The 20,060-nt window shown below is 47.3% G+C and carries 15 protein-coding genes and 1 riboswitch; of the genes, 11 read left to right on the top strand and 4 right to left on the bottom strand.

Features of this window, described 5'->3' with window-relative positions:
• Nucleotides 1–35: 35 nt before the first annotated feature.
• The 8 genes from bktB to IEW88_RS17915 all read left to right on the top strand — a co-directional run bounded on the left by bktB (nt 36) and on the right by IEW88_RS17915 (nt 10,456).
• Entirely contained in the window at nt 36–1,223 is a 1,188-nt protein-coding gene (gene bktB / locus IEW88_RS17945; protein WP_147905291.1) for a beta-ketothiolase BktB, read from the top strand.
• Between the two features lie 88 nt (nt 1,224–1,311).
• Nucleotides 1,312–2,193, top strand: a complete 882-nt coding sequence (locus IEW88_RS17940) for an acetyl-CoA hydrolase/transferase family protein (RefSeq protein ID WP_229670603.1) — start codon at nt 1,312–1,314, stop codon at nt 2,191–2,193.
• A 12-nt stretch (nt 2,194–2,205) separates the two neighbouring features.
• Nucleotides 2,206–2,589 (top strand): acetyl-CoA hydrolase/transferase C-terminal domain-containing protein, encoded by a 384-nt coding sequence (locus IEW88_RS18745; protein ID WP_229670607.1) that lies wholly within the window; start codon nt 2,206–2,208, stop codon nt 2,587–2,589.
• 149 nt (nt 2,590–2,738) lie between these two features.
• Nucleotides 2,739–4,439: a DUF8614 domain-containing protein gene (locus tag IEW88_RS17935; RefSeq protein WP_147905292.1), complete on the top strand. Its 1,701-nt coding sequence runs from the start codon at nt 2,739–2,741 to the stop codon at nt 4,437–4,439.
• A gap of 312 nt (nt 4,440–4,751) precedes the next feature.
• Nucleotides 4,752–6,053 carry a putative porin gene (locus IEW88_RS17930; RefSeq protein WP_147905293.1) on the top strand — a complete coding sequence of 434 codons (1,302 nt, stop codon included), beginning with the start codon at nt 4,752–4,754 and terminating at the stop codon, nt 6,051–6,053.
• 99 nt (nt 6,054–6,152) lie between these two features.
• The gene (locus IEW88_RS17925) at nt 6,153–7,781 is read left to right on the top strand and encodes a BCCT family transporter (RefSeq protein ID WP_147905294.1); all 1,629 of its coding nucleotides are present in this window, start codon (nt 6,153–6,155) and stop codon (nt 7,779–7,781) included.
• Between the two features lie 55 nt (nt 7,782–7,836).
• Nucleotides 7,837–9,702 (top strand): DUF294 nucleotidyltransferase-like domain-containing protein, encoded by a 1,866-nt coding sequence (locus IEW88_RS17920; protein ID WP_147905295.1) that lies wholly within the window; start codon nt 7,837–7,839, stop codon nt 9,700–9,702.
• Nucleotides 9,703–9,712: 10 nt separating this feature from the next.
• Nucleotides 9,713–10,456, top strand: a complete 744-nt coding sequence (locus IEW88_RS17915; protein ID WP_147905296.1) for a 3'-5' exonuclease — start codon at nt 9,713–9,715, stop codon at nt 10,454–10,456.
• A gap of 21 nt (nt 10,457–10,477) precedes the next feature.
• Here IEW88_RS17915 and IEW88_RS17910 read toward each other — a convergent pair whose 3' ends face one another.
• Nucleotides 10,478–11,026 carry a metal-independent carbonic anhydrase family protein gene (locus tag IEW88_RS17910; protein WP_147905297.1) on the bottom strand — a complete coding sequence of 183 codons (549 nt, stop codon included), beginning with the start codon at nt 11,024–11,026 and terminating at the stop codon, nt 10,478–10,480.
• Between the two features lie 183 nt (nt 11,027–11,209).
• Between IEW88_RS17910 and IEW88_RS17905 the strand changes: the two genes are divergently transcribed.
• Entirely contained in the window at nt 11,210–12,805 is a 1,596-nt protein-coding gene (locus IEW88_RS17905; protein WP_185148651.1) for a sensor histidine kinase, read from the top strand.
• Nucleotides 12,793–13,470 carry a response regulator transcription factor gene (locus tag IEW88_RS17900; protein WP_147905299.1) on the top strand — a complete coding sequence of 226 codons (678 nt, stop codon included), beginning with the start codon at nt 12,793–12,795 and terminating at the stop codon, nt 13,468–13,470. Before IEW88_RS17905 ends, IEW88_RS17900 begins: the two co-directional genes overlap by 13 nt.
• Nucleotides 13,471–13,536: 66 nt before the next feature.
• On the opposite strand, the gene IEW88_RS17895 is transcribed toward IEW88_RS17900, so the two are convergent.
• Genes IEW88_RS17895 through IEW88_RS17885 form a run of 3 tightly spaced genes read right to left on the bottom strand, consistent with a single transcriptional unit; the run spans nt 13,537 to nt 18,169 of the window.
• Nucleotides 13,537–16,383 (bottom strand): Mks condensin complex protein MksF, encoded by a 2,847-nt coding sequence (locus IEW88_RS17895; protein ID WP_147905300.1) that lies wholly within the window; start codon nt 16,381–16,383, stop codon nt 13,537–13,539.
• On the bottom strand, nt 16,376–16,924 hold the full coding sequence (locus IEW88_RS17890) for a condensin complex protein MksE (protein ID WP_053424906.1): 549 nt from the start codon (nt 16,922–16,924) through the stop codon (nt 16,376–16,378). Before IEW88_RS17890 ends, IEW88_RS17895 begins: the two co-directional genes overlap by 8 nt.
• Complete coding sequence (locus tag IEW88_RS17885; protein ID WP_147905301.1) at nt 16,925–18,169, bottom strand: MksB family condensin complex protein; 1,245 nt, start codon at nt 18,167–18,169, stop codon at nt 16,925–16,927.
• Between the two features lie 137 nt (nt 18,170–18,306).
• On the opposite strand from IEW88_RS17885, the gene nhaD reads away from it, so the two are divergent.
• Entirely contained in the window at nt 18,307–19,554 is a 1,248-nt protein-coding gene (gene nhaD, locus IEW88_RS17880; protein ID WP_147905302.1) for a sodium:proton antiporter NhaD, read from the top strand.
• Between the two features lie 238 nt (nt 19,555–19,792).
• A riboswitch (Lysine riboswitch) is annotated at nt 19,793–19,966 on the top strand.
• Nucleotides 19,967–20,060 lie beyond the last annotated feature (94 nt).

The raw sequence follows: 20,060 nt of genomic DNA, 5'->3' as shown, positions 1-20,060 counted from the left end.
AAGCTGGCCATTTACCGCCTGTTTTCGGGGATAGTATGCAATTATCTGATGTGGTTATTCTTGCTGGTGCCCGCACTGCTATTGGTAGTTTTGCTGGTGCGCTTTCGTCCTTAAGCCCTGTACAGCTGGGAACTGCTGCAGCTAAAGCGGCCATAGAGCGCAGTGGTGTGGCTGCTGCGCAAATCGATCATGCTGTCTTTGGTCATATTATTACCACAGGTCCTGAAGATGCTTATCTGGCCCGTCATATTGCGCTGAATTCTGCTATGCCTGTCAGCAGCGCGGCTTTTAATGTCAATCGTTTATGTGGTTCGGCGCTGCAAGCTGTGATTTCTGCTGCTCAGCTTATTCAGTTGGGGCAGAGCCAAATCGCTTTAGCAGGTGGCGCTGAGAGTATGAGCAATGGCGCTTATTTGTTGCCTGCGGTGCGTAAGGGCTTGCGCTTGGGTCATGCTGCGGTTACAGATTTAACTTTAGGTATTTTGTCCGACCCCTTTGGTACTGGTCATATGGGCCTGACGGCCGAAACTATTGCTACTCAGTATGGCTTTAGCCGGGCAGAGCTGGATAGTTTTGCTGCAGAAAGCCAGCGCCGAGCTGCGTATGCCCAGCAACAAGGTTGTTTTGACCAGCAAATTACGCCGGTTTTAGTGCAATCGCGCCAGTCTGAACTTTGGATCGATAAGGATGAACACCTAAGGCCGCAGACTACGGTCGAGAGCTTAAGTACTCTTAAAGCTGCGTTTAAAAAAGACGGACTAGTGACAGCGGGCAATGCTTCAGGTTTAAATGACGGTGCCGCAGCTTTGATGCTCACCAGTTTGCGTGAGGCGAATCGTCTTGGTGCAAGGCCGCAGGCCCGCATCGTTGGTTATAGTTTTGCCGGTGTTGAACCTGCCTTGATGGGATTAGGGCCGATACCTGCGGTACAGAAACTACTGACACAGACGGGTATAGCGCTGAGTGATATTGATGTGATTGAATCCAATGAGGCTTTTGCGTCGCAAGCGATGGCGGTCAGTCAGACTCTTGGTTTTGACCCTGCTACAGTAAATCCAAACGGTGGCGCTATAGCCTTAGGGCATCCGGTTGGCGCGACGGGTGCCATATTGGTGGTGAAAGCTTTGGCAGAATTACAAAGAACCGCAGGGCGTTATGGCCTTATCACCATGTGTATTGGCGGCGGGCAGGGCATAGCGCTGTTGATTGAGCTGTTTCATTAGTCGCCAGCAACAGAACTTGATCCTGGTCACAATCAAAGGTTGTAAAAAGGCTTAACCTGATCTGGTGTTTAATTAAAATTGGACTTTTATGCGTTGCCACTCAGCCGAACAAGCACTTTCACTGATCCAAAATGATGAAACTATTTGGTGCCACTCTATGGCCGCAACCCCTTATGCAATGCTCAATAGTCTGGCTAAAGTTGCGCTTGATAAGCAGAATTTAACTTTGCTTAGTTTACATACCGAGCATAGCGACGTATTAGCAGCTCCTGAGCTACAAGGGCATTTACGTCAGCGGGTATTTTTTGTTGGCCGCCCCAGTCGTCCCGCGGTGAATGCGGGATTGGCCGATTATGTGCCGGCTTTTTTGTCGGAAATTCCTAAGTTATTCCGAAGCGGCGAACAACAGCTTGATACCGCCATTATTCAGGTGTCACCACCGGATAAACATGGCTTGTGCAGCCTGGGGATTTCAGTGGAAGCGACCATAGCGGCGTTGCAATCGGCGAAAAAAATCATCGCGCAAATTAATCCAAATATGCCGCGCACTCACGGCGACTCCTTTGTGCATCTGTCTGACTTTGCTGCTTATGTTGAACTGGAAAGTCAAATTCCTTTGCATCTGCCCGCGGCACAGGATCCGATCACAGCGCAAATAGGCCGTCATGTTGCGACTTTAGTTCGGGACGGCGATTGCCTGCAGATGGGCATAGGCGCAATTCCGGATGCGACTTTGGCTTGCCTTGGCGACCGGCAGCATCTGGGGATCCATACCGAGATGTTTTCCGATGGTGTATTGCCCCTGCTGGAAAAAGGCGTGTTCACCAATCACAATAAGAAAAAACATCCGGGCAAAATAGTGACGACCTTTGCGATGGGCAGCCAGGCCTTATACGACTTTGTCGATGACAATCCGGAAGTGGTATTTTTGGATGTGGCTTACACCAACGACACCGCTGTGATCCGGTAAAACCCGCAGGTGATGGCTATAAACAGTGCCTTGCAGGTCGATTTGTCAGGTCAGGTCTGTGCTGATTCACTGGGCACCCGCATTTATTCCGGCGTAGGTGGTCAGATGGATTTCGTTCGTGGTGCGGCTCTATCAGAAGGCGGCCGCTCGGTGATTGCATTACCGGCTACAGCGGCTGGAGGCACAGTGTCCCGTATCAGTTCTTTATTGTCGCCAGGTGCTGGTGTAGTGACCACCCGTGCCCATGTGCATTATGTGGTGACTGAATATGGTGTGGCGAATTTGCGTGCACGTAGTTTAACCGAACGGGCCAGAGCTTTAATTGAGATAGCAGCGCCACAATTTAGGCAGCAATTGGCAAAAGCGGCTTATGACGATTGGGGGTTGCTGGTTTAACTTTTAATTTAACATCGAGCCTGAACAAAAACTGTAGCCTTTTAATGAGTCTTGGTTTGGGTCTGCTAGTGGCTCTGTGTTACCTTTTGCTTTGACACTCAGCTTTGATAACTCGAAGACTGACCATGAACAACTTTAGGGATCATCAGATGAACTATAACAAAATCATGCTGGCGTTAAGCCTTGGTGGCGCTTTGGCTTTAACGGCCTGTAAGCCAGCGCCAGAGCAGAAGGCAGAACAACAGACTGCAGCAGTCACAGAGCAAGCTGCTCCTGCCGGATCAGCAACAGCCTTAGTTTCAGGCTTTGAAAAACGCCTGGATATTTACCGCACTGTAGATTTAACGGCAGATTTATCCGCTGTATCAGCACAGCATAAACAAATGTTGGGTAAATTAATTGAAGCGGCGGAAATCATGGATCAGTTATTCTGGAAACAGGCTTTTTCAGAAGATAAACAAAGCTTTTTAGCCAAAATTACCGATGCCAAAACCAAAGCTTTTGCCGATGTAAACTATGGCCCATGGGACAGATTACAAGGCGATGAGGTGTTTTTAACTGGGTATGCCGCTAAGCCTTTAGGCGCGCAATTTTATCCTGCGGATATGAGCAAAGAAGAGTTTGAAAAAGCCGACTTTGCCGATAAAAACGGCCTGTATTCGATAGTGCAGCGCGACAAAGACGGCAAATTAGTGGCTGTGCCTTATTCACAAGTCTACAAAACTGAATTGATAGCAGCAGCGGATTTATTAAAACAAGCCGCGGCTTTATCGGAAGATAAAGACTTCGCTAACTACTTGACGATGCGCGCTGAAGCCTTAATGACGGATAAGTACCAAGCCTCAGACTTTGCCTGGATGGCGATGAAAACCAACCCTATCGATCTGGTGATAGGTCCTATTGAAACCTATGAAGATCAATTATTCGGCTACCGTGCTGCCTTTGAAGCTTATGTGCTGGTGAAAGATTTAGCCTGGAGTGAGCGTTTGGCTAAATACGCTGCCACTTTGCCAGCATTGCAAAAAGGCCTGCCTGTACCTGAGCAATACAAAACTGAAAGCCCGGGATCGGATGCCGACTTAAATGCTTATGACGTGATTTATTACGCTGGTCATTCCAACTCAGGTGGCAAAACTATCGCTATTAACCTGCCAAACGACGAGCAGGTACAACTGGAAAAAGGCACCCGCCGTTTGCAGTTAAAAAATGCGATGCAAGCCAAGTTTGAACATATTATGTCGCCTATTGCCGACTTACTGATCGCGCCTTCGCAGCGCCAGCATGTGACTTTTGATGCCTTTTTTAACAACGTGATGTTCCACGAAGTGGCGCATGGTTTAGGTATTAAAAACACCATCAATGGTAAAGGTACTGTGCGTCAGAGCTTAAAAGAGCTGTCTGGTGGGCTGGAAGAAGGCAAAGCCGATATTTTAGGCTTGTATATGATTTCCCAGTTGTCAGAGCAGGGTTTATTGCCTGACGCCAAAATGGAAGATTTTTATACCACCTTTATGGCCGGTATTTTCCGCTCAGTACGTTTTGGTGCTTCAAGCGCACACGGCAAAGCCAATATGGTGTGTTTTAACTATTTTGCCGAGCAGGGCGCTTTCGTCCGTAATGACGATGGCACCTATCAGGTGGATTACGTCAAAATGAAACAGGCGATGACGTCGTTGTCACAACTGATCCTGACGTTACAAGGGGATGGTAACTACGAAGGTGTAGCGTCTTTGATGGCGGATAAAGGCGTGATTAAACAGCAATTAGCCGATGATTTAGCCCGACTGACTACGGCTAATATCCCGGTGGATATTATCTTTAACCAGGGTAAAGGCGTATTGGGTTTGTAGCATAACGGGGTCAGAGCTTAGGCTCTGACCCTCGATATTTTGCAGCGAACAGCATCAAAAGTGCTGAATTGTTTAAAATTTATGGGGCAATTTCCATAAACAATAATCCTCTAATTAGCCATCTATCCTGCTGAGTTCCCCATTTATCCCGTTTTTCCTGTTCAAATTTGGCCTGAGCTTTGTGCTGCGTTACCCTAGATAAGCGTTCTATACCCAAAGTAATGTTTGTCCTGGACAGACACAACAGCTTAGTCAACTCCGCTGTTGCTGGTACTTAGGTATTTCTTCTCACTACTTACCAAAGGTTATTCAATGGTCAAGCCCACACTTCTGGCTCTGTCTATCACAGCGGCCTGTCCTTCTATTGTGTATGCAACGGATAGTTTAAACCGCTCAGAGCAGCAGGATTTAGCGACCCAGCTACAGCAACTAAAACTCCAGGTTGAGGCTTTGGAAAGCCGTTTAACCAAAAAATCTGAACAAGAAGCTGAAGACAACGATCAGCAAGACATAGCAGCAGCCGAAGCTGAAAAATCGGCCGCTGAAATAGCGAAAGATGGCATTGAAGTTGGCGGCGCTGTGCGCACTAATTTCAGTCACACCTCTTATGATGAAGGCAATAAAAATCGCGGTGGTGATTTTGACTTCGACCTAATGCGCTTGGATTTTCGCGGTACAGTCGGGGATGTCAGTTTAAATGCCGAAATCCGTTTTTTTGATTACATGACAGTCGTAAAAAAAGCTTATGTGGCTTATCAACTGGACGAGCTGTGGCAAGCCCAGTTGGGGATTACACAGGTGCCTTTTGGCAACTGGCCTTACAACTCCAATAACTACTTTTTTAGCAGCAATTATTACCTGGGTTTAGAAGACGACCACGATTTGGGCTTGCTGTTTAAGCGCCAGCTTTCTGATCAGTGGCAACTGGATATCGGCTTTTTCAAAAATGATGAACTCGGTGGCATAGATGGTTATGTCTCAGATAAAACCGACCGCTATTCCTACGATATAGTGGGCGCTCGCGGAGCGGCCGAGGATATTTATGGTGAACCTATTCAGGCGCTTGCTGAAACCAATACCCTGGTCAGTCGTTTTGGTTATCACCTGACGCAAGGTCAGTTAACTACCGAACTTGGTTTTTCCGTCTTGTCCGGCAAGCTGCACGATGGTGTGCGTAATGCCGGTGATTACCAAGCCTATGCCTTACATCTGAATAGCCGTTATCAGCGCTGGCAGCTACAACTGCAACATAGCCAGTATCAGTATGATGTGGATGGTATAGAGCGCATTGCTGTAGGGGCTTATGGTTTTTATGACTCTATAGCAGCAGAAGCAAAATCAGCTACAGTCAATCTGGCTTACGATTTGCCAGTGCAATGGGGCCCTGTAACTGATGTGCAGTTTTATAACAACTACAGTCTGGTGTACGACAAATCCGATCAAAGCCGCACTACGTTGATGAATGTGACAGGCTTTTCTCTTGCTGCAGGTTCGCTTTTTACTTACGTGGACTATGTGCATGCCCGTAACCAACCTTTTGTCGGCGGCAGCATGGCTGGCGACAGTGTGGAGGAGGAACAACGCTTTAATATCAATATTGGCTATTACTTTTAGCCGGTCTTTTTCCTGACATTTCAACCGCGAAACCCGCAATAACTGTTCACTCAAAAGGGGAGCAGTGTAGGCGAACACTAAAACTACAGCAGGTACAGAATGAACGAACAAAAAGATCCAATGATCCCTGATGGCAAGGTCAATGCCATCGACACCGACTACCAGGTCGGGCAAGACAATATACTGGTAAAGCTTGGCCCCTTTGGTCTGGATATTCATAACAGAGTATTTTTGATTTCAGGCTTGAGCATTGTGGCTTTTGTGTTGATTACTTTAGTCTTTCAAAACCAGACCGCGCCGGTATTTTCTGCCATGCGTGGCTGGCTGACCAGCAATCTGGACTGGTTTTTTATCAGTGCGGCTAATATTTTTGTGCTGCTTTGTCTGGCGCTAATTGTGTCGCCTTTGGGCAAAGTCCGGCTGGGAGGAACAGAAGCCAAACCTGATTACAGCTATGTCGGCTGGTTTTCGATGTTATTTGCCGCCGGTATGGGCATAGGGCTGATGTTTTATGGCGTGTCAGAACCTTTGTCGCATTTTAGCAGCGCGTTAAGCGGGCCTGTCCTGGAAAATGGCAGCCGCACCGACTGGGCGCCACTTGCTGGCGCTACCGGCGACTCGGTCGAAGCGGCACGTTTGGGTATGGCAGCTACTATTTACCACTGGGCGCTGCATCCATGGGCTATTTACGCCATTCTTGCCTTAGGCTTGGCACTATTTTCTTTTAATAAAGGTTTGCCACTGACCATCAGGTCGGTGTTTTATCCGTTGTTAGGGGAAAGAGTTTGGGGCTGGCCGGGCCATTGCATTGATATTCTTGCGGTATTTGCCACCTTATTTGGTTTGGCAACATCACTGGGCTTAGGTTCTGCTCAGGCTGCGGCCGGTTTGCACTTGTTGTTTGGTGTGCCAGAAGGCCAGACCACGCAGATAGTGCTGGTGGTAGTAATTACTCTGATTGCGTTAGTCTCCGTGGTAGCAGGCCTGGATGCGGGTGTAAAACGTTTATCTGAAATCAATATGGCACTGGCTGCTTTGTTATTGCTGGCGGTGATTGTGCTTGGGCCAACGCTAGTGATTTTAAGTGGTGTGCTGGATAACCTGGGGGCTTATTTGCAGTATTTACCTGCGCTGGCCAACCCGGTCGGACGCGAAGACACCAACTTCTTGCAAGGCTGGACTGCCTTTTATTGGGCCTGGTGGATCAGCTGGTCGCCTTTTGTCGGCATGTTTATTGCCCGTGTATCCAGAGGCCGTACAGTGCGTGAGTTTTTAATTTCAGTGCTGCTGGTGCCTTCCTTTGCTTGTGTGCTGTGGATGACTGTGTTTGGTTCTACCGCTATCCATCAAGTGGTACAAGACAGTTATCAGGCCGCAGCGTCGGCTGAATTGCCACTGCAATTGTTCCAGATGCTGCAGGCGTTGCCGCTGGCTAATATCACCTCCTTTATTGCCATAGTGCTGGTGGTGGTGTTTTTTGTCACCTCCTCTGATTCTGGTTCACTGGTGATAGATACCATAGCGGCAGGCGGCAAAGTGGATGTCCCGGTAGCGCAGCGCGTGTTCTGGTGTACCTTCGAAGGACTGGTCGCTATCGCACTGGTGCTGGGAGGCGGTTTAGTGGCCTTACAAGCCATGGCGGTATCGACCGGCTTTCCTTTTGCTCTGGTGTTATTAGCCTCTTGTGTGTCTGTTGTGATAGGGCTGAGATCAGAACCTCGTGGTTAACAACTAAATAAGGGGGAGAGCTAAGCCTCCCCATTGAAGTTTTTAAGGCAAGCGGATGCAGATAGAACAACTAGAAATCCTGAATTTTTTAAAACGCTTTAGCCCTTTTAAAGAGTTGCCGGATGATTTATTGCGGCACACTGCGATGCAGGTGGATATTGGCTATTTTAAAGCCGGTACGCCTATTTTGCGTTTTGGTGAACCGCTACAAGCTTTGCATCTGGTGCGTAGCGGTGCCGTTGAAACCTACAGACGCAACGGCGTGTTGTACAACAGACTCAGTGAAGGCGGTATTTTTGCAGAGCAAGGCTTATTGCGCGACAAAACCGTGATTTTTCCTGCGACGGCTATCGAAGATAGCCTGATCTATTTTATTCCCGCTGAGTGTTTTGACCTGCTGTATCAATCTGATGAAGTGTTTGCCGACTATGTGGAAATAGGCGATACCCAACGAAAAAAAGGCGGGGTGTTAGCCGACAAAAGCAATAATGATTTAATGAGCTCTGAGGTGCGGCAGTTGATTAGCAGGCCTGCTGTGACTTTAGCCTCAGATGCCACGGCGCAGCAGGCTGCCCAGTTGATGCAGCAAGAGTCTGTGTCGTCTTTGTTGATTGTCGCTGATGACTCTGTGGATGCGGCTTTGGTTGGCATAGTGACAGACCGGGATTTACGTAACCGACTGATAGCTGCAGGCCTTGATTATCAGCAGCCTGTATCCGGCATTATGACGACAGAGCTGGTGTGTATTGAGTCACAGCAGTTTGTATTTGAGGCCATGTTAGTGATGCTGCGCCACAATGTGCATCATTTACCTGTATTGGCTGGCGGCAAGGTACTTGGCATTATCACTATCGCCGATGTGATCCGCTATGAGTCACAAAACAGCCTGTACATTGTCAGCAGCATTTTCCGCCAGCAGACTGTAGCTGAATTGCAAAGCCTGAGCACTGAATTAGCCTCCTGTTTTGTCCGTATGGTCAATGAAGATGCCAACTCCAGAATGATTGGCGCTGCTATGGCGGTAACAGGTCGTAGCTTTAAACAACGTTTACTTGAGCTGGCAGAGCAACAATTGGGACCACCACCTGTGCCTTATTGTTTTCTGGCGTTGGGCTCTATGGCACGGGATGAACAGCTGATAGTAACGGACCAGGACAACGCCTTAGTGCTGCATAATGATTATGACCCAGAGCTACATCAGGATTATTTTGCTGCGCTGGCGCAGTTTGTTTGTGATGGTCTGGCCGCTTGTGGTTACAGCTACTGCAGTGGCGATATTATGGCGACCAACAGTCAATGGCGACAGCCGCTGCGGGTCTGGCAGCAGTATTTCACCGACTGGATAGAAAGACCTGATGCGCAGCGATTGCTCAACAGCGGTATATTTTTTGATTTAGAAGGAGTCTGGGGACAGGTTCGCTGGGCCGACCAACTAAATCAGCAAATCAGACGCCAGGTCAAAGCCAATCCGGATTTTTTAGCCTGTATGGCCAGAAATGCCATCAGCCGGACGCCACCTTTAGGTTTCTTTAAGGATTTTGTGCTGGAAAATGATGGCCAGCAAAATAACTCACTGGACATTAAGCGCAGAGGCACAGCACCCTTGGCTGATTTGGTCCGGGTCCATGCTCTCTCTATTGGCTGCGCTGCTACAAACACCTATGAGCGATTAGTGGCAGTCAAAGCGGCGGGCATATTACCTAAGGGCAGGGCGGATGACTTGCTAGATGCGCTGGAGCTGATAGCTATGGTACGAATTCGTCAGCAAGCCAAAGCGATACAAGCGGGCAGAGTGGCGGATAACAAAGTTAAACCTGAAGAACTCTCTGCGTTTGAGCGTAAGACCTTAAAAGAAGCCTTTCAGATTCTAAGCTACGCGCAAAAGTTTCTGAAGTTTCGCTACCCCGGCGGGCGACAGTAACAGAGGTGTTATGTTTTATCTGAAAAAGCAGGAATTAAAAACAGATCCGCTGCAACTGCTAAGCAAAAACTGGCAAAAAACCATGCAGCAGCTGGAGTTAAGCGCCAAAGATGCCAGATTAAAAGCTTTTTATCAGGCTGGCGCTGTAGCTGCTGGTACTGCTTTGCAAGATATCCATTATGTTGCTTTGGATTTCGAAACCACAGGCCTCGACCCGGTGCGTGACGGCATTGTTAGTATAGGGTTGGTGCCGCTGACGTTAGAGCGAATTTATAGCAGCAAGGCGCAAAGTTATTTGGTCAAACCCAGAATACAGCTCAAAGACAGTTCGGTGATAGTGCACGGTATTACCGATAGCGTCATAGCGCAGGCACCTGATCTAGAGCAGTATATTGAGCCTTTATTGCAGGCCTTAGCTGGAAAAGTGGTGCTGGTGCATCATCTGCCTATAGAGCGCGCCTTTTTGTATCATGGATTAATGAGCCGGATAAAAGAAGGTGTCGTATTTCCAATGATTGATACATTGGCGTTAGAACGGGGTTTTACACAGTCTGGATTAAAAGGCTGGTGGCGAAGTATGACAGCACAAGCCAAGCCATCCTTAAGACTCGCAGACTGCCGGCGGCGTTACCAACTGCCAGCTTATCAACCTCATCATGCGGTGACAGACGCCATGGGCTGTGCTGAATTATTTCAGGCTCAGGTGGCACGGCATCTTTCGGCATCAACTCCAGTGGGCAAACTCTGGAGCTGATACCGTTCTAACCTGTTGGTGCTACTGAGGTTGATAAGGCAAAGAAGAATGGTGCAGTACTATGCGTAATTTACCATCTGCAGCTTTTTTAAAGCCCCAGCTTTTATCTACTGTAGTGACTTTGCCATTTTTATCCGTCAGCATCACATGACCCGTGGTTAACGCCATATCACCATTGATATAAACCGCGGCGTTTTTATAGTCATAGGCTGTCCAGCCTTTGAGTGCAAAACCTGTGTCTGCAGGAAAGTTTTTGTCACCGCCAACAAAATAGGCTAGTGCTCCCTGATAGGTGGTACGGAAAGTTTGTGCACCTGTGGCCAGGGTTGGCTTAAATAACACAGGAGTGATGTTGTAACCATAAGCCTTGTCCAGCACAGTTTTTGCGGTAATTTTTGCTTTTTCAAGTCCGGATTTTTCGTAATCAGAGCTGATCTGGATCAGTGCTTGCCCCCAGGCGTCCTGAGCCGCCTTTAACTCGGCTTCCGTGATGGCTGTGTTGGCATAGGCCAGTGGAGCGTACCAGGCTACAAAAGTCAGTCCAAGTATGCTGGTTATTTTAAGGTTCATATTTTTTTCCTTGCTTTATTGAATGATTGGTCTGGGTTCAGTATCTGCCAGTCAACAAAGCAATTTGCTGCATCTACCATGAAGTTTGCCTGCACTGAAGATTAAAAACAGATGAACAAAGCAGCCTTTAGCTCTAACTTGCATTACTCTGTTTGCATCAATGAGCATGGAACCGGAGGGGTTGTGTTTCGAAGTAAACTGTATCTTGCGTTTTTTTTGTTGCTGGCAATCACCTTGGTGCAGGCTGGCCTTGCGATATGGGCTTCCGGTGTGGCCAGTTATCATGTAGAGCGCAGTAGGGTTGCCAATCAGATGCTGGCTGAATTTATTACACTTGGAGCTGATAAGCAGCGGCTTAAAGTCTGGCTTGCTCAGTCGTTGCTAACGAAAGACAGTACTGTAGAGCAACGGGATCAATACCTTGGGCAAATGCAGCAAAGTCTGGCTGATTTAAATACCTTATTGCAGCATGATCAGCGGTTGTCGGAACATCCGGATGACTTTGCTGCTATAAGCCAGCAGCTAAAGTCCCTGTCTATTCTTGAGACGAACGTTGCAGCTTTGGAGCAAAGTTTAAAGAATAAACAAGTCCGACCCGAGCGCGAAGCGCAAATATGGCGCTTGTTGATCCAAACTTTCGATAATCTGGAAGGGCTGGACTTGAAGCATCTGATTGCTGACTCTATTGAATTACAACGCCAGCGCTCAGAGCAAGCCGAAGAAAAAGCGGCAACAGCATTGCAACAGGTCAAAGTTCTGGTCGTGGTTGTGTCTTTGTTTGGCGTGGCTTGTGCTGTCAGTCTTGCACTTGTGTTATCCAGAGCTTTGTATCAGCCAGTGCAGCAGTTACTGACAGGTACTTCAGCTCTGGCTGATGGCCAACTGAATTACCGTTTGCCAGAGCAGGGACCGGCTGAGTTCAGCATGCTTGCCCGAAGCTTTAATCTGATGGCTACAGGTTTGGAGCGGGCCAGACAACAAGAAGAGGATCATACCCGCCGAGTGGAGCTTGAGGTCGCAGAGCGCACGGCTCAATTGCGACACGCACTTGAACAGTTACAGCATGCAGAACAGCAACAGCAACGTTTTTTGGCTGATGTTAGTCATGAGTTGCGTACTCCTGCGACAGCGATTCGGGGGGAAGCCGAAATTAGTCTGCGTGGTGCAGACAAAACCGCTGATTTTTATAAGGACAGCTTGCTGCGCATCGCTCAAACCAGTGTGCAGTTGTCCAGTCGTATTGATGATCTACTGATGCTGGTGCGAGGTGCACAACAACTACAGGTGCGGCCGCGGACTCTGACCCTTGGCGAGTTATGGCAACAGATCACTGCATTAGCCCGGCAGTTGTCTGCCAGTCAGTCAGTGCAGATCCAGTGTGCAGAATTGCCTGCTAACGCAGCCACAGCGTTGTTGTGGCTTGATCTGGATAAGTTGCTGCAGGCATTACAAATTATCCTCGATAATGCAGTGAGGTACAGCAGTACAGGGCAGCAGGTTGAATTAAGTGTGGTAGTGGCAGAGCAATGTGTTATTCAGGTGCAGGACCATGGTATAGGTATTTTGCCTGGTGATTTACCTCATGTATTTGACCGCTATTTCAGAGCAGATAATGCCCGCCAGCTCAGACCTGACGGACTAGGGATAGGTTTATCATTGTGTCAGACCTTAGTACAAAGCCAGCATGCAGAGCTGACACTGAGCAGCGATGATCAACAAGGTACTTGTGTCAGAATTATTTTACCTTTAGTTGAAGAGGACAACGCATGCATATCCTGATCGTGGAAGATGAAAAAAAGGTGGCGGACTTTCTGATCAGGGGACTGAGAGCCGAAGGCTATTTTGTCGATTGGGTCGGCGATGGCAGTGAGGCTTTACCAGCATTATTGGCGCAGAAACCTCAGCTGGTGATTCTGGATCGGATGCTGCCCAAAATGGATGGTTTACAAATCTGTCGGTTAATACGTTCCCAACAGTTACCGGTAAAGGTACTGATGTTATCGGCTTTGGCTGAAGTCTCTGACAGGGTGGATGGTTTAAAAGCTGGTGCTGATGACTACCTGGTGAAACCTTTTGCTTTTGAAGAATTATTAGCAAGGATTGAGGCGTTATCTAAACGTAATCCTTTTGCTGCGGTTCGGCGCCAACTGACAGTAGGTGATTTGGAATTAGATTTGGATTCTATGCAGGCCAGACGACAAGGCCAACTACTGCAGCTGACCGCCAAAGAGCTGGCTGTGCTCGAGCTACTGATGTCCAGCCCACAAAAAGTATTTAGTCGCGAGCGGGTGCTTTCAACGGTATGGGGTATTAATGAAGATCCGCTCACTAACGTGGTTGATGTTTATGTCAGACGTTTACGAAAAAAAGTCGATGAGCCTTTTGGCCAGAGTTATATCAGAACGTTAAGAGGCATAGGGTACTATTTATCAGACGAAAGCTGACGCCATCTGACTATCAGCTCAACCGCTTTCTATGCTAAAACGGCTGAGCTGAAGTTGTGTTTAGGTTCAGGCAGGTTCTGTTTCTGTCGAAACTTGTTGTTCAATTTCACCCGCTACCGGAATTTTTTCACATAAAATCCAGTCTTTTTCATCCACCCAGTTTTGCGCGCCACCAGCGACAGTGCGGATTGGCACTATATAACGGCACGAAGTCTGAGGTTTAACCGATGCAAAAATTGGCACAAAACCGAAGTTCAGCGCGGTTTCAATCAGGGCCTGCTGGTTATGCGGGTCAATATCGGCTGCTTCGTCGATATAAATTGGAATACGGTATTTACCGCGTTCGCGCTCGGACAATAACTGGCGGATGAATAACATACCGCACAACAACTTGATAGTAATACGGGTACCGTTGGAGCCCGCCGAGTCAATTTTGTCGAAAAATTCTACTTCACCGGCCCGGTTCACTACTTTAAAACGGATATCAAACAAGTCCGATAAAGTTAAACCCCCTTTTTCGCTGGCCGCCTGAATTAAATAGTCCTTTGCAGCCTGCACTTCACGTTCATTGCTGCTGGCGTTTGGTGCCAATAAATCCAGCGTATCGCCTTGCTGGTAGGCTTCTGAGGTGGTCAGAATAGTATCGATATGGCCAACCAATAAAGCGCGGTCAACAATTTCAATTTTAAAATCCTGTAGGTTGGAAATCTGATGACGCCAGATGCCGCGGTTAAAGCTGTTCAGCTCACGATGCAAACGGTTTAAGTCATCACGTAAGCCTTTAAGCGTAGACGCCACTTCAGTCAAAGCAACGCGGGCACGACGTTCAATGGCTTCACGCTCTTTGTCCAGGTGATGGAAAGCACTGATGAGTTTCTGGAACTTCAGCTCTTCGTCCGTCTCGACTTCAAACTTGGTAATACCGGCGTTAAATATAAACAAGTAGGTATTTTTGATATTCACATCAATCAGTTTCAGCTCATTACACTGCTTATTAAAGTCGCGTAATACGTCGGCTAAGTTGTCAAAATCTAAGGTTACTTCAATAGGATAAGGCGTAACTTTGCCGGAGTAGAAATCGAGCTGGAAGTCGATACGCTCTTTTTTCTCCTGCTCAATTCGCTCCGCCTGACGCTTAATCTGTTCCTGCTTATTAGAAACTAAGTTGCGACGGTCGGACAGGGTAGAGGCCTTGTGCTGTACTTCAGCCAACTGTTCCTGCAGCTTGTCTTCTTCAATTTCAAGCTCTGATTGCAGCGCCTGTTGCTCGTCGCTGATTTCCAGCATTTGCCGATAGCGGCCAAACTTCTTGATGTCTTCTTCAGCTTGCAACAGATCCTGATACAAACGGTCTTTTTCGCGGGTTTTACCGGCCAAATCTCCAGCAACAGCTAGCTGCTGCTCCAGCGTATGTAAAGTTTGCTGCAGCGCATCAATTTGCTCTTTTAGCTGGATTTTGTTCTCGAGGCTATTTTGCTCGACCGGCTGTAAATGATGCAGGTCTATCACTACACCAGGTAAATGCAGTTTGCCTTGTTTAAAGCAATCAGCGATTTTCTCCAGTTGCTCTGAGAACAATGCATCATCCAGAATTTCAATATCACCGCCACCAGTAGTGGAAAGCGACAACAAATCCGGATTCAGAATGCGGGTGATTTGCTGTACTTCCGGCAAGCTTAAATCTTCGCGCAGACGGGAATACAGGTTAAATTCGAGGTTTTTCAGCTGCAGTTTTAAGCTTTGCAACTGTTTGGCACTTTGGCTTTTCTGATGCGCCAAAGTGGTGGCATTAACCTGACTGGCTCCTTGTAAGCTGTGACTTAGTTGCTCGTAGGCTGCGCGGATATTGCTTAAATTGGTCTGCAAGGTAGCTTCATTACTTAAGCTGAATTTTTGATGTAACGCATCAAATTCGCCAAACCACTGTTGCAGTTGCTGCTGACGACCCGACAGTTCTTTTATTTGGCCAACATACAAACGTTGACGCTCTTCCAACTGGCTTTTTTCAGCCAAAAGACCAGTCAACTGCTCGTTCAGAAGCTCTTGTTGATCGTCAAAGTAGCTATGAAATTCAGTTAAAGCCACATCCAGTTTAGGGGCATACGTGGCTAAACGACCTTTTAATACTGAGCGGTTGTCGAGCAGGCTTTCAAGGGCTGTGACGGCTTCCTGCTGGTTTTCCAGGGCTTTAAGTTCACGTCTGTCTTTATTGACCTTTTCAAAGGCGTTGTGCCAGACCTGATAAAAATCGACCTTAGGGTCGCCTAAATGCCGGGCAAAGACAGGCAATAACAGCCGTTTGACATCCTGCGCTGTTAAGCGGTGCAGGTTTAGAATGCGACGGAAAATGTCTTTGTAGACGGGCGCATCCGACACGTTAGCCAGTGGGATCATCCGAAGGTTAATGCGACTGTCAAAAGGGGTAGCGCCACCCGTCAGCATCGCATTGAGTTCAGACTGTTTTAATTCAATAGGATCAAAACCTAAGCTGCGTAAATGATGGTCCAGCTTGTTGTAACGCACATAACTTTTGCCATCTAAATAATGGTTTAAGTCCAGTTTGCCTTTGTAGCAAAAATACTGAAACGCATAACCTGCAATTTTACCGCGGCCTGCTACACCAATGACGACAGGGCCGTCTGGCAAATTGGCTTCGAGCAGTATGTAGCTTTGGTCTGTACCGAAATAAAACTTACGGGTTTCGTCTAAGTCGTGGCCGTCCCACTCTGTTAAACGCAAATCGTTAATCAGTGGGAACTGCAGGGCGTTAATCACCGAACTTTTACCCGTATTATTCGGGGCGCAAATAGAGGATGAATCATCCAGCGGGATCACACATTTGGCGTAGCCCGCTGTATTCAGTAGCGCCAGTTTGGTTAAGCCATATAGTTCTTGTTTTTGTTGCTCAGACATCTGCGTTCTCCTCTGTGACTGCGCTGTGATCCACATCCATTAACGCATCTAAATAACGATACACAGGGGATAATAATTTGATCTGATCGCCGCTTGGCCGTGCCAGGCCATAACGTAATAAGCGGTTGGCAATTTCACGTTTCATGTCGGTGACTGAGAATATTTCCAATTGTTCGAATAAGTGGTATTGCTGCTGCAGCAACTGGCCCCAGATTTCTGTGGTGATTTCATGTTCAAACAAGGCGCGCAACGGGTCCTGGCCTTTATCGGCATAAAACTCCACCAAAGCAAATAAGGTCAACGCAAACAGACGGGAAATTTTACCCATGCTGGCGGTGGCGTCGTCGACTTCAAAATAAAAGAAACCACGACTGTCGCGTTTTAATGTATTGCCTAAAGCGCCAAACAAGGCGGTATAGGAGTCTTCCTGCAGATCCAGTTCCTGCCACAAGGCAAAATCCTGTTCGCTGATATGGTAACCGTTGGACAGCTTTTTGCTGATTTCAGCCAGTTGGGTCAGTTCATCTAAATTTAATTGCATTTATAAAGTCCCGGCTTCGCTGCTTTGAAAAGGGTGTAAGGTCAGCTTGTAGCCATTGAGTGTCAATTCTGTGTGGTGTTCGCTGTGTTCTAACGTCAGCTCATCTGAGCGTGAAAGCTCCTGATACAGGAAAAGCAGTTCATCCACTGGTAGTTCAGGGTAGCTCTCAGCCAGCCAGCGACTTAAATCCGGTAGTTTTTTCAGTGTTTTGGCTTTGTGCACTACATCTTTAAGTTCAGGTACCTGCATCAGCATACTGTGATTGCTGAGAATTTCTTCCGGTAGCTGATAAGCATCATGTTCGTACTGACACAGCTCCGCCATATAGCTGGTGATTTGATTGGCAGAGCCTAAAGAGAAACGTTGGCTGTCAGAGCTGATGGCTGGTACTAAAGGTTCTAACGTCAGATCTATGCCTTTTTTACGCATCTGTCCTAATAAGAAACTGGCGTTACGGGACAGCAATGTATTACGGCGCAGCTCGTCTCGCAGTGGCATCAGCAAGTCAGCACAGCGGCTTAAACTTTCACGGCCGACCTGGTTCATTTCAATCAATCGGGTGCGCAGCTGAATGAGTGTCTCTTTTTCAGTGTTCAGTGTGCCTGTGACTTCGATAATTTGCAGCAACTCGCTGAGCATAACCTCAACAGCTGAGACGGTCAGCTGGAAAGGGCCATTGATATCGACCAGCGCCAAAACAGGATCGATGTAGTCATCAAAAGCATCCATCACAGCAGCATAACGCCGCGCTAAACTCAACTTGCCTTCATCTGCTTTGGCGCGTTCTACTAAAGACAAAATGGCGCTTTCATTCTGGCCAAAATGTTTTAGTACTTCACGGATACGTTCGTCCATGACACGGGAGAAGCGACGCAGCTCACTGCTATCACGGCTTTGAGCAGCCTCCTGCATACGTTCGGATAAACGTTTCAGCTCCAGAATCCGGCTTTCAATATCGGTCGCAAGGCCTAATTGCTGCTCTTGCATCAGTTGCTGAGCAAATTCCAGCACAGAACGATTTAGCTCTAACTGACTAGATTTAGCCAGTGGGATCAGAATTTCCAGTTGCAAAAAACGTTGTGCTTCACGGAACACCTGTTCACTACTCATGCCATTGTTGTGGCGCAGGATCAGATGCTGTACATCCTGAAAACTGAAGTTACCGCTGATACTTCGTTCAACCAACTGCTCAATGACAGTCCAGTGCTCATCTAAGCAGCGGATAATTTTACGTGGCGCTATCATTTGTCCTTTCTTTTCATGCTGATCATAAATATTTCACAAATGTGACTTTGGTAGGGTAGTGGCATCTGGCGCGGACTGGTAGAATACCGCCCCGCAAATTCCTTCCTTTTCCACAACTTTAAAGCTGGTACTACATCATGGTAAGCGCAGTAATTTTGGCTCTGGTGGCAATAGCCTTTGTAATGATCGTTATAGAGGATATTATCCACGTAAACAAGGCAAAAACGACACTTTTTTTCGGTACTCTTTGCTGGATCCTTGCTTTTATCTTTCCAATGCACGGTGCTACAAGCAGCGAAATCAGCGAGCAGCTGAATCATAACTTACTAGAAATCGCTACGTTGTGGCTGTTTTTAATGTCAACTATGACTTTTGTTGCATATCTCAATAGCAAAGGCTTTATTTCTCAGGTCGTTCAGCGCTTATTGCCGGCTGAATTATCAGAGCGTCGCCTGATGTTTATTATCGCGGTATTCGCTTTTATCTTCTCGTCTTTTGCCGACAACGTGACTGCCACGCTAGTGGCTATTGCGGTGATTAGTAGCATCAAACTGGAAGTGAAAAAACGTATTCAGTACGCCACTTTGATTATCTTTGCAGTGAACAGTGGCGGCGTGTCATTGATTACAGGTGATGTTACGACGCTGATGTTCTTTTTAGCGGGTAAAGTCACTATTGCCAATTTACTGTTACTAATTCTGCCGTCTTTGTTTGCTGTCGCTGTGCTGGCGATTTTATTATCCCGCAAAATGAAAGGTCGTATCGTGCTGGACAAATCACCTAAGCCGATTGAAAAAGCGGATGTGATTATCGCCGCCATTTTTGCATCCACTATAGGCTCTACACTGCTGTTTAATATTCTGTTCCAGATCCCACCTGTACTGACTTTCTTGTTTGGTTTAGGTGTGATGTTTTTGGCCGCTCAGTACCTGCTGCGTAAGAAAACCGGCGTCAATATTTTAAGTTATATCCGCGAAGTTGAGTTTGATACCTTACTGTTTTTCTTAGGTGTTTTATTGTTGGTTGGCATTATGAAAGAAATCGGTGTGCTGACCAATATCACCCATCTGTATCAGTATTTAGAGCCTGTACAAGCCAACTACCTGATGGGCTTAATGTCAGCTCTGATTGATAACGTGCCTTTAACTGCGGCTTTATTAAAAGCAGATTTAACCATGACGACTGCTGAATGGCTGACATTGACGTACGCGACTGGGGTAGGTGGTTCTATTCTGATCATAGGTTCAGCCGCCGGTATTATTGCCATGAGTAAAGTAAAAGAGCTGACCTTTGGCACTTACTTTAAAATGGCAGGTTACCTGCTGGGCTGCTACAGCCTAGGTTATGTTGGCGTCTATTTTGTTGGGCAGTTTGCACTGAGCTAACCGCAAAAAGCTGTAATTAAATTGCAGCTTTTTTGAAAAGACGGCTAAACGGCTGTTGCCTTTTGTAAAAAAGTCACTTAAGCTCAGCGCCGTCAATCATACGTGATTATGAGATACCTGACGTAATTGGAGTTGCAGCGCGACGACAAGTGCGTGAGTCTCCAGGAGCATAGGAGTCCTATGTGACTGGGGCGAGGGCACGCAGTCAACAAAGCTGCAGCTTCAAGAACGACGGGTATAGACCAGAAGAGGAGCGTTAACCAGGTAGAACATCTCAGGCTGCTACAAGCCGCAGGATGTTTGAGGGGGATTAACGCCGAGGATCAGATGCTGTAGCGGCAGATGATTCGGTTGTTAAGGCTGAATCCTTACGACTGTCACCTGTTTTTTGTGGTGGAGAGCTTCTGGCCTTTGTGTGTCTGTGATCAGTTGTTTGCAGCATCGAGCCTGCATCACAACTTTATTTACTGCCTGCAAATGCCATGCTCTGCCTTATGACTTTTTGA

The sequence above is a fragment of the Rheinheimera tangshanensis genome (assembly GCF_014645135.1).
GTDB classification, from domain to species: Bacteria; Pseudomonadota; Gammaproteobacteria; order Enterobacterales; family Alteromonadaceae; genus Pararheinheimera; species Pararheinheimera tangshanensis.
This window is presented reverse-complemented; position numbering and strand designations above follow the sequence as displayed.

Coding starts and splice junctions, on each gene's coding strand:
- bktB (WP_147905291.1), top strand. CDS start 36: ATGCAATTATCTGATGTGGTTATTCTTGCTGGTGCCCGCACTGCTATT.
- IEW88_RS17940 (WP_229670603.1), top strand. CDS start 1,312: ATGCGTTGCCACTCAGCCGAACAAGCACTTTCACTGATCCAAAATGAT.
- IEW88_RS18745 (WP_229670607.1), top strand. CDS start 2,206: ATGGCTATAAACAGTGCCTTGCAGGTCGATTTGTCAGGTCAGGTCTGT.
- IEW88_RS17935 (WP_147905292.1), top strand. CDS start 2,739: ATGAACTATAACAAAATCATGCTGGCGTTAAGCCTTGGTGGCGCTTTG.
- IEW88_RS17930 (WP_147905293.1), top strand. CDS start 4,752: ATGGTCAAGCCCACACTTCTGGCTCTGTCTATCACAGCGGCCTGTCCT.
- IEW88_RS17925 (WP_147905294.1), top strand. CDS start 6,153: ATGAACGAACAAAAAGATCCAATGATCCCTGATGGCAAGGTCAATGCC.
- IEW88_RS17920 (WP_147905295.1), top strand. CDS start 7,837: ATGCAGATAGAACAACTAGAAATCCTGAATTTTTTAAAACGCTTTAGC.
- IEW88_RS17915 (WP_147905296.1), top strand. CDS start 9,713: ATGTTTTATCTGAAAAAGCAGGAATTAAAAACAGATCCGCTGCAACTG.
- IEW88_RS17910 (WP_147905297.1), bottom strand. CDS start 11,026: ATGAACCTTAAAATAACCAGCATACTTGGACTGACTTTTGTAGCCTGG.
- IEW88_RS17900 (WP_147905299.1), top strand. CDS start 12,793: ATGCATATCCTGATCGTGGAAGATGAAAAAAAGGTGGCGGACTTTCTG.
- IEW88_RS17895 (WP_147905300.1), bottom strand. CDS start 16,383: ATGTCTGAGCAACAAAAACAAGAACTATATGGCTTAACCAAACTGGCG.
- IEW88_RS17890 (WP_053424906.1), bottom strand. CDS start 16,924: ATGCAATTAAATTTAGATGAACTGACCCAACTGGCTGAAATCAGCAAA.
- IEW88_RS17885 (WP_147905301.1), bottom strand. CDS start 18,169: ATGATAGCGCCACGTAAAATTATCCGCTGCTTAGATGAGCACTGGACT.
- nhaD (WP_147905302.1), top strand. CDS start 18,307: ATGGTAAGCGCAGTAATTTTGGCTCTGGTGGCAATAGCCTTTGTAATG.